Below are 9647 nucleotides of genomic sequence, written 5' to 3'. Positions count from 1 at the left end.
TAAAATGATTCATGGGTATACTCCTTTGTGGTTGTTTTGTTTGCAGAAATCATTCTACAAGGAATATACCTTTTTTGTCTATTGAATAACGTCAGATAAAATTCGACAAAACGAATTTACACAAAAAATTTTACACTATGATTTAAATATTAAAGTATTTCATAAAATTAATAAAATTTTATGAGGTATATATTTTAAAAGTATTTAGAATATGCCTAATAGTATCAGCAGGCTTTATATAATTTGCGTGCAAGAACATTAATGGCTAAAATCAGGACAAAATCAAAAGATGAGTTATGCAATGATAACAAGTCAAATGAAAATGGACAAAAATAACAGGTATTGTATATCCAAAATATAACAATACAATATTCAAAAATAAAAGGACTTCTTATGTAAACAATACAAAAAGCGAAGAGCAAAATGCTCCTCGCTATAGTAGTTAATAGACTTCATTGATCATAATTCCATGATCATGACCATCTTCCTTGTTACAAAGCATGCAGATGTGGGAAGATGTTTTTCCTTCTATATGGGCCTCTTTATCAATAATGATATTGATAGACTTACCTTTAAATGATTGAACAATACAAGATACAATGGAATCAATATCTTCTCTCTTGTAAATGATTTCTACAATATCAACATTGTCATTTGATATTTCATAAATCATATAACCAGATGGCTGATTATCTTTCATCAGAATGACACATTCCTGATGAAAAGCTCTTGTTCTATCAAGAAGCAATTCAAAGCTTTTGATATCTCTTATTCTGTATTCTAAACAGGAAGAGACATAGTTATCATATAATGATGACATCACTTCAGCATTCACTTCATGAGATAATGAATAGTCAGTTTCCATTGTTTTATAATATTTCTTATCAATCTTCACTTTATTCATAAAGTGTGAAGGTAAAAATCCTAAACTCTTATAGACTTCAGGATGATAAGCCGTAAGATATAATCTTTTTTCTTTATAGTCATTTAAGACTACATTGAATAGCCTTTTCATGAAGCCCTGCCCTTCGAAACTGCGATCTGTCAATACGCCCATCACATAATAGGAGTCTTCATATCCGTTAACGACAAATTGTTCAACAGAAATAGCTGAAATAATGCGGTCATGAAAACAAAGAACATATGTTTTCGCATGAGGGTAGATATGATCAAAATAGAACGATGTTGATTGTTCATCCTCATCTTCAAAACGATCAAGCCATAACGCCCTGATAGCTTCTTGATCTTCTTGTTTAGCTATTCTTATATAAGTATCATCTATAAAAATACGGGTCTTTTCTACCATATGTACAGGATGAAGACGCATCTTTGATTGTCTTAATCCCACTAATCCCATATCTTCTTCACGATTGACATAAGCATAATCAGTAAATTCGTGTTCAAGGAATTCTTTAGCAATCGCAGGATATAATCCTCTAATTGACTTATCAGCCTTTTCTACATGAATCTGAATAGTATTGTGCAACAATGGAGAAGCAATGGTAAAGGCCTTTAATTCATTATTAATGAAAATACCACCCATCTTAATATTCAGAAGATGATTACTTGATAAAAGAAATAAAATACCATAAATCTCCGAAGTAAGTGATTCACTTGCAGATTGATCACTTTCCCATTCCGCGAGACATTTTATAATTAAGTCAAAATCATCATTAAGAGATAAAGAACGATATTCATAATCAGGATAACTCTTCACAAACTGATTATAATGATTTCTTCTCTTCTGCATTTTCTTCCCTGATAAAGAAACCAGGGCTTCTCTTTCGTAGACATAATCATCAAAATCTCTTGTTCTTTCAAATATAAGACGACCTTTGTAAAGTTTCTTGACTTCATCTACAAAGGCAGGAACAGCACAGTCAATCATAAATGGAAAATGATTCATTTTAGCATAATCAATCATATAGTCCATTGCTTCCTGATAATATTCTTTTGATGTAAAAGGCATCGCAAAATATTTTGTTCCTTTGTAATTATGTAACATGATAAGGAAATGATCATGAATTTCATATTCGATATGATATTCATGATTCCACATCATCATTGTTACAAAGTTAGAATTATAGCCTTCATAATCTCCTAATTCTAAATATGGTTTTATACGATCATAATCGGTAAGTTGTAAGGGTTGCATGTTATTGTCCAAGCATCATGTTTATAAACTGCTTTGCAGTACGCCCGGAATAGCCTCCATTTCTAAGTTCCCATTCCATAGCCAATCGATGAAGCTCTTTTTCATCCACATTAAGACCGTGTTCTTTTGCAAGACCATCCACGATTTCAAGATATTCTTTCTTGTTTGGATGCGTATAAAGAATCTGTACACCAAATCTTGCCACAAGAGAAAGCTTCTCCTGTTTTGCATCATTAATATTGATTTCAGAACCTTCTCTATCTTCCCAAGTTTCCTTGATAAGATGTCTTCTGTTGCTTGTAGCATAAATAAGAATATTATCCGGTTTCTTTTCTAATCCACCTTCAATGACAGCCTTGAGATATTTATATTCTGTCTCAAATTCTTCAAAGGAAAGATCATCCATGAAGATAATGAACTTATAATGACGATTCTGAAGTTCTCCTATAATCTGAGGCAACTGGATAAACTGATGTTTATACACTTCAACCATACGTAATCCTTGCTTATAATAGCGATTCAATAACGCCTTTACACTTGAAGATTTACCGGTTCCATTATCACCATAAAGAAGAACATTATTAGCTTTTTTGCCATTAATAAATGCTTCAGTATTGGCAATGAGCTTCTTTTTTTGTCGTTCATAACCAATAAGCTGTTCTAGTGTATGATCATCGATATGATCTATAGATACGATTTTGTCATCACGGTAGCGGAATGCTTTATTTAAGCCATATTTCCCCACACCGTAGTGCATATAATGATTATAGAGAATCTCATAAAATTCTTCAACTGATTTGCTTTGTGCTAATTTTTCCTGTAGATCAGATAATAGTTCATAAATTTCTTTATTGATAATTGGTCTAGAATGCTTATAGTTCTTTAATAAATTAAGACTTCCTTCAGCTAATTCCTGATAGCTTTCATGCATCAAATCAAAGAAATAATGAAGATCTTCAATGACAAGATATTTAAGATTATCTTCTACAGTAACATTTCTTTCTAATGATAATGTAAAGGCATTTTCATGCATTGCGAGTAAATAAGTAATCAATCCCTGCATTAGATGATCATGAAGATCATAACGTTCTGCAAGTCTTAACATATGAGTCATAAATTCATGCTGGATATCTTCATGATGAAGATGTTCAATACTCTTTAGTACATAAAGAACATCCTGATCATCTGAAATGCGATCATATACGATAAGATCATTTAGTTTCATAATATATTCTCCCTGTTAAAAAAAGACGAGAAACTCGTCTTTTCATTAGTTTTTAAAGCTGTGAATTGGTGCTGGAATACGTCCACCACGATTAACAAAATCATCACATGAGAAATTGTTTACAGGCATGATTGGTGCATATCCTAATAAACCGCCGAATTCAACAGTATCCCCTACATCTTTACCAATAACTGGAATCAATCTGACAGCTGTTGTTTTCTGGTTAATCATACCAATAGCCATTTCATCAGCGATAATACCTGAAATAGTTGTCGCTTTTGTATTACCAGGAATGGCAATCATATCAAGACCTACTGAACATACACAAGTCATAGCTTCAAGCTTTTCTAATGTTAATGAACCAGCATTAACAGCATCAATCATTCCCTGGTCTTCACTGACTGGAATAAAGGCACCTGATAAACCACCAACATAAGAAGAAGCCATAACGCCACCTTTCTTAACCTGGTCATTTAAGATTGCCAATGCAGCAGTTGTCCCTGGTGCACCAGTACGTTCAAGTCCCATACCTTCAAGACAGTCAGAAATACTATCTCCAATAGCAGGTGTTGGTGCTAATGATAAATCGATAATACCAAAAGGAATACCTAATGCTTCAGATGCTTCTCTCGCAACAAGCTGACCAACACGAGTAATCTTGAAAGCAGTCTTCTTGATAGTTTCACAAAGTTCACCAAAAGACTTTCCTTTAGCCTGTGCAATAGCCTTGTTCATTACCCCAGGACCACTTACCCCAACATTGATGATAGCATCAGTTTCAGTGATACCATGGAAAGCCCCTGCCATAAATGGGTTATCATCTGGTGCATTACAGAAGATAACAAGCTTAGCACATCCAATCGAATCATTTTCTTTAGTAATGTCAGCTGTCTTTAAAACTATTTCACCTAATAATTTCACAGCATCCATATTAATACCAGTCTTTGTAGAACCTACGTTTACACTTGAACATACAAGCTCAGTTTCCTTCATTGCTGATGGAATAGATTCAATCAATAGACGTTCAGATTTAGACATCCCTTTAGATACAATAGCACTGTATCCTCCGATAAAGTTAACGCCTAATTCATGAGCACATTTATCCAATGTTTTTGCGATTTTCACAAAATCTTCAATGGAATGACATGCTGAAGCTCCAATTGTACCAATAGGCGTAACTGAAATACGCTTATTAACAATAGGAATACCATATTTCTTTTCAATTCTTTCAGCTGTAGGAACATGATCCTTAGCAACTGTCATAATTTTCTTATAAATATTGTCACATAATGTATCTACATTAGCATCAATGCAGTCAAACAGACTAATCCCGATTGTAATTGTACGAACATCAAGATTCTCCTGTTCAATCATTTTATTTGTTTCAGAAACTTCAAATAAATTTATCATAGTGCTCTCCTTAAATTCTATGCATCATATCAAAGATCTGTTCATGCTGAAGCTTAATCTTTGTACCAATGCTATCCCCTAACTGTGATAATTCTTCTACTAAAACAGAGAACTCTCTATTTGCACCGTGTGTATCCACGATCATCATCATATTAAAGTAACCATCTAAAATGGTCTGGGAAATATCCAAAATATTGACGTTAGAATCTGCTAAATATGTGCAGACCTTAGCAATAATTCCTACCTGGTCTTTTCCAACAACTGTGATAATACTTTTTTCCATAATCGTATCTTTCCCCCCTATTTTTTTCTCATTATAACAAAACAGAAGTACAAATGCTACAAAAAAAAGCGATATATGATAGCACATATATCGCAGTATTATTCATTATTAGTCTAACATGCTTAAAGCTTTTTCTAATACAGCCTTACCGTTCATAGTACCGTAATCTCTCATATCGATTACATCAACAGGAATCTGACCTGCTTTTCTTGAAGCTGCTAATTTTTCGATTGAAGCTTTCTGGAATCTAACCTGTGGGCCAAGTAAGATACAATCAACTTCTTCTAATACTCTTGGTGCATCAGAGAAAGGTAATGCGAAGATCTTTGTTTCTACACCTTTTTCTTTAGCAGCTGCTTCCATTTTTGTAACTAATAAACTAGTAGACATACCAGCTGAACAAACTAATAAAATTGTTTTCATTATAAATTACTCCTTTTCCTATATCTATAAGACTATTTTAAAACAAATATGCCCTAATGTAAACCCTTACTGTTTCAATTTTTTTGACCTTACATATTGACGAAATCACAAAATCAGAATTAATATGAATATATCGATAATATCTTTACCTACATGAAAGGCTATTTACTATGAAAATTTTAATACTAAGTGATACACATATGGAAAATGGAATATTAGAAGACATTTTAGCCTACAGAAAAGAATGTGATCTCATTGTTCATTGTGGAGACACTTCTCTTCCCTATAAAACACGTTATAAAAAAATAGACTATATAGTAAAAGGAAACCATGATTTTGATGAAAGCTATCCAACCTTCATAACACATGATGACTATCTCATTACCCATGGACACCTCTATAATGTCTACAAAAACTATGATGAACTCATAAGACTCTGCAAAGAAAACAATGTACACTACTGTTTTCATGGTCATACACATGTACCTACATTACAGATTCATGAAGGCATTACCTTTATCAATCCAGGAAGCACCATGATCAACAGAGGATCATACGGCTATGGTACATACGCAATTGCTGAAATAGACAAAAATCATTTCAGCTGTCATTTCTATCATCATACAACACATGAGTGTGTAGATCATGTTCTTGAAGAAGGATTAACTCTTCTAGAAGAATTCAAAAAACTGGTTGCACAAATAGAAAAAGAGAAGACCCTGAGACAATAGTCTCGGTCTTCTCTTTTATAATGAATTCTTTTCTTCAATTCTTTTACGTTTGTACTCAATGATAAACATGACTTCTTTAAGATCTTCATCAGGTAATTCTGATAATAATCTTGCAATATTTGCGATATTATAATAGTCATATTTCTTACCGCTCATAATTTCTTCTACACTACGCCCATATAGATGTGATAAAACCTTAAGCTCTCCTACTGTAACATCTCTCTTGCCATTTTCGATATCTGAGATAGCAGAATGAGGTACATTAAGATGCGCAGCAACTTCTTTTTGGGTTAAATGCTTAAAATTACGATATGCTTTCAATCTTTGTGCTAATTCTAAATCTAACGACATTTGACTCACTCCTTGTTTAGTATTATAACACAAAATATTTCCTTTTTCAAATCAGGAATTTAGAAAAAATAAAAAAACAGGATATCAAGAAAGATACCCTGTCGTTGTTTGTATATATTGTGAAAGCGATTGCCCTTTAAGAATAGATTCAATAATATCCTGAATATCCTCTTCAATTGTAAACATCATAAAATATGATGTATTAAACTTACGATAATGAGAATAATATAGTGGATAAGCATTTAAAATATGATTGCGACAAGCATCATCAGTAAATACTGAAAAAGCTACATCCTTACGGTCAATCAAGCGATAAGAATGCTTTTTACACAATGAACAATGTGGTACCTTTTTCCCGAAATATCTTTGGGAAATGACACAATGGTCAGAGATCATGTTTTCTATATATCCATAGATTGGAACAATGGTCTCTTTTGCATAATCCTTAATAGTCTCAATCTGTTTTGATGTTGTTTCATAGCTGACAATTAAAGATTCATCAAATGAAGAGGCACTATAATGATTAAAGATATTTAACCCTGTTCCCAAGATAACATCTTTATCTTTATATTGACGATAAAAACCATAATCATTAACAATAAAATGCTTAATTGTCGCTGGTATCGATTGAACAATTTCCTTTATTTCTTTATCAGTAGTAATACGTGGAAGATAGATACCCGCTTCCTTTTCATATTGATCAAAGAGATCCAAAGCTTCATCCAAGTTGCTTTGATAATAGTAGTAGACATGATCAAAATAGTCTAGTGCACACTTAAGCTGTGATAATGTACGTACACAAACATAATAGTTTCCACTTACATTTTCTTTTTTGTTTGCTTCATAAGTTTTGATTCCTTCATGATGAATAACACGTGATGAGAAATGTTCATTCATCTTATCTACCATTTCTCTTCTCATCTTATTAAGAATGGAAATAGGTATATTGATCTCTTCAGCAATATCCACACTGACACTATCTACTTCATAGATTGTGCCACCAAGCTTTCTTAACTGCTTTTCAATACGCATTTCATCAGTTGGTGTATGAAGGGCCTTTTCACATGTATACTCACTGATAACCTCGAAATGTTCACCATCACATTCAGCCATGAGCATCATTGGTGAATTCAAATAAGCATAGAATGAGAAACTTACATAGCGGAACTTTCCTTCCTTCATGAAGGTCTTTCTTAATGCCTCTATTGTTTTCACTGATACTGTCTTATTGACAGCTCCTTCATAGACCGGTGTGTTAAATTCAATTTCTACAACGTCACCTTTGTGTGCCTCATTGACAAGCATCCCATCCTTATAGATCTTATTGACAGGTCTTCCTTTATCAATAGTTTCAAAAACAATGCTGTCAAGCTGGGATAAAGTATCCTCTAACATAATAGAAACACATTTCTTCTTTTTAGAATATCCTTTAACATAGCCAAGATGCATTCCTCTATTGCCAGAATAATCCTGATCTACAATCTTATGATCATGAAAAGCATACCCTTTTGTATAATGACGATTAAACATGCGTTTCATGTTATCGATGTCATCACTATCAATATCTTCTAGATGATGATCATATACATGATCAATAGCTTTCTTATAGGCATGCACCACCGCAGCAACATATTCAGGCTTTTTCATACGCCCTTCTATCTTTAAAGAAGTAATACCTGCCTTTATGAATTCCTCCACATTTTCAATGGTACATAAATCCCTAGGAGACATGAGGAACTGCTCTTCATCTAAAATCTTTCCATCTTCTTCAAGACGATAAGGAAGACGACAAGGCTGGGCACAAGCCCCTCTATTACCGCTTCTCTTGCCGATCATGCTGCTCATAAGACACTGTCCTGAATAAGCTACACAGATGGCCCCATGAGCAAAGACTTCTACTTCAAGAGAAGTATGATCACAGATATATTTCATCTGTTCAATTGTATTCTCTCTAGAAAGAACGACACGTTTTACTCCTAATTCTTCAAAGTAACGTAACGCTTCAAGCGTATTGACAGTCATCTGCGTTGAGACATGAACTTCAAAATCAGGATAGCGTGCTCTTACTGCTTTCAATAATCCAATATCCTGAATCAAGAGAGCATCTACCTGTATCTTATAAAGAAAATCAATATAGTCAAACAGATGCGTGAACTCTTCATCTTTATAAAGAATATTGATTGTCACATGAATCTTAACACCACGAAGATGCGCATATTTTACAGCTTCTTCTAATTCATCACGATCAAAGTTCTTTGCAAAGGCACGTGCCGAAAAAGCATTGCCACCTAAGTAAATAGCATTAGCACCATTGGCAATAGCGGCCTTCAAAGATTCAAAATCACCTGCTGGTGCCAATAATTCAATTCTTTTCATTATAATTTCTGCGCTAACTCATAACACATCTTGGCAGATACTTTAGAAGCTTTCTTTAAGTATTCATCAAACTGTATTGAGTTGTTTCCTTTATTAAAAATATCACTTAAGCCGCGAGTGATGATAAAAGGAACCTGGAACAAGTAACAAGTCTGTCCAATGCTGGCAGCTTCCATTTCAGCACACATCGCTTCTGGGAAATGAGTCAAGATCTTATCTACCTGTTCTTTTGTATGAACAAACTGATCACCTGATGCGATAATACCTGTATGCGCTCTTACATCATTATCTTTTAAGACTTCCTGAGCCACACGTACCATGTCCTCATTGGCATGAATATAAACTTCAGGAAGATTAGGAATACGTCCCATTGGTCTACCAAAGCCCGTTAAGTCGAAATCATGATGGCATACTCTTTCACCAATGACAATATCTCCAACTTCTTCTTCCTGACAAAGACCACCAGCAGTTCCAATATTGATAAGATGATCAATATTAAAGTTCTTGATCATAAGTGTACAAGAGACAGTCGCATTCACTTTGCCAATACCACCCTGTACAACAACAGTTTCCTTATTGCCTAATGTACCAATATGAAAAGTATAGCCAAGATCTTCTTTAGTCTCCTTGACATCCATCAAAGCTAATAACTCATTAACTTCTTCTTCCATCGCTCCAATAATTCCTAGCATA

9 protein-coding genes are annotated in these 9647 nt (G+C 33.8%); 1 reads left to right on the top strand and 8 read right to left on the bottom strand.

Features of this window, described 5'->3' with window-relative positions:
* Window positions 1–442: 442 nt before the first annotated feature.
* From J6L95_RS00385 to J6L95_RS00365, 5 genes are all read right to left on the bottom strand, one after another.
* Window positions 443–2155 carry a GNAT family N-acetyltransferase gene (locus J6L95_RS00385; protein ID WP_287457676.1) on the bottom strand — a complete coding sequence of 571 codons (1713 nt, stop codon included), beginning with the start codon at window positions 2153–2155 and terminating at the stop codon, window positions 443–445.
* A gap of 1 nt (window position 2156) precedes the next feature.
* Window positions 2157–3380 (bottom strand): ATP-binding protein, encoded by a 1224-nt coding sequence (locus J6L95_RS00380; protein WP_287457675.1) that lies wholly within the window; start codon window positions 3378–3380, stop codon window positions 2157–2159.
* A 45-nt stretch (window positions 3381–3425) separates the two neighbouring features.
* Complete coding sequence (locus tag J6L95_RS00375) at window positions 3426–4790, bottom strand: PFL family protein (protein WP_029070780.1); 1365 nt, start codon at window positions 4788–4790, stop codon at window positions 3426–3428.
* A 10-nt stretch (window positions 4791–4800) separates the two neighbouring features.
* Entirely contained in the window at window positions 4801–5073 is a 273-nt protein-coding gene (locus J6L95_RS00370; RefSeq protein ID WP_029073092.1) for an ACT domain-containing protein, read from the bottom strand.
* A gap of 108 nt (window positions 5074–5181) precedes the next feature.
* Window positions 5182–5496 carry a PTS sugar transporter subunit IIB gene (locus tag J6L95_RS00365; RefSeq protein ID WP_029070778.1) on the bottom strand — a complete coding sequence of 105 codons (315 nt, stop codon included), beginning with the start codon at window positions 5494–5496 and terminating at the stop codon, window positions 5182–5184.
* Window positions 5497–5666: 170 nt separating this feature from the next.
* Here J6L95_RS00365 and J6L95_RS00360 point away from each other — a divergent pair, with 170 nt between their 5' ends.
* On the top strand, window positions 5667–6227 hold the full coding sequence (locus J6L95_RS00360; RefSeq protein WP_287457673.1) for a metallophosphoesterase family protein: 561 nt from the start codon (window positions 5667–5669) through the stop codon (window positions 6225–6227).
* Window positions 6228–6242: 15 nt separating this feature from the next.
* Here the strand turns inward: J6L95_RS00360 and J6L95_RS00355 are convergent, their stop codons facing one another.
* From J6L95_RS00355 to J6L95_RS00345, 3 genes are all read right to left on the bottom strand, one after another.
* Entirely contained in the window at window positions 6243–6578 is a 336-nt protein-coding gene (locus J6L95_RS00355; RefSeq protein ID WP_029070776.1) for a helix-turn-helix domain-containing protein, read from the bottom strand.
* 84 nt (window positions 6579–6662) lie between these two features.
* On the bottom strand, window positions 6663–8954 hold the full coding sequence (locus J6L95_RS00350; protein ID WP_287457672.1) for a U32 family peptidase: 2292 nt from the start codon (window positions 8952–8954) through the stop codon (window positions 6663–6665).
* Complete coding sequence (locus J6L95_RS00345) at window positions 8954–9646, bottom strand: 5'-methylthioadenosine/adenosylhomocysteine nucleosidase (RefSeq protein WP_029073089.1); 693 nt, start codon at window positions 9644–9646, stop codon at window positions 8954–8956. The genes J6L95_RS00350 and J6L95_RS00345 overlap by 1 nt, the downstream gene beginning before the upstream one ends.
* Window position 9647 lies beyond the last annotated feature (1 nt).

This window comes from Kandleria sp. (assembly GCF_017934775.1).
GTDB lineage: Bacteria > Bacillota_I > Bacilli_A > Erysipelotrichales > Coprobacillaceae > Kandleria > Kandleria vitulina.
Note: the sequence above shows the minus strand (reverse complement) of the source record. Positions and strands in the feature narration are given on the sequence as shown.

Bases quoted from the DNA above. Each gene is read 5' to 3' on its own strand.
- J6L95_RS00365 (WP_029070778.1), bottom strand. From the start codon at position 5,496: ATGAAAACAATTTTATTAGTTTGTTCAGCTGGTATGTCTACTAGTTTA.
- J6L95_RS00360 (WP_287457673.1), top strand. From the start codon at position 5,667: ATGAAAATTTTAATACTAAGTGATACACATATGGAAAATGGAATATTA.
- J6L95_RS00345 (WP_029073089.1), bottom strand. From the start codon at position 9,646: ATGCTAGGAATTATTGGAGCGATGGAAGAAGAAGTTAATGAGTTATTA.
- J6L95_RS00380 (WP_287457675.1), bottom strand. From the start codon at position 3,380: ATGAAACTAAATGATCTTATCGTATATGATCGCATTTCAGATGATCAG.
- J6L95_RS00385 (WP_287457676.1), bottom strand. From the start codon at position 2,155: ATGCAACCCTTACAACTTACCGATTATGATCGTATAAAACCATATTTA.
- J6L95_RS00355 (WP_029070776.1), bottom strand. From the start codon at position 6,578: ATGTCGTTAGATTTAGAATTAGCACAAAGATTGAAAGCATATCGTAAT.
- J6L95_RS00375 (WP_029070780.1), bottom strand. From the start codon at position 4,790: ATGATAAATTTATTTGAAGTTTCTGAAACAAATAAAATGATTGAACAG.
- J6L95_RS00350 (WP_287457672.1), bottom strand. From the start codon at position 8,954: ATGAAAAGAATTGAATTATTGGCACCAGCAGGTGATTTTGAATCTTTG.
- J6L95_RS00370 (WP_029073092.1), bottom strand. From the start codon at position 5,073: ATGGAAAAAAGTATTATCACAGTTGTTGGAAAAGACCAGGTAGGAATT.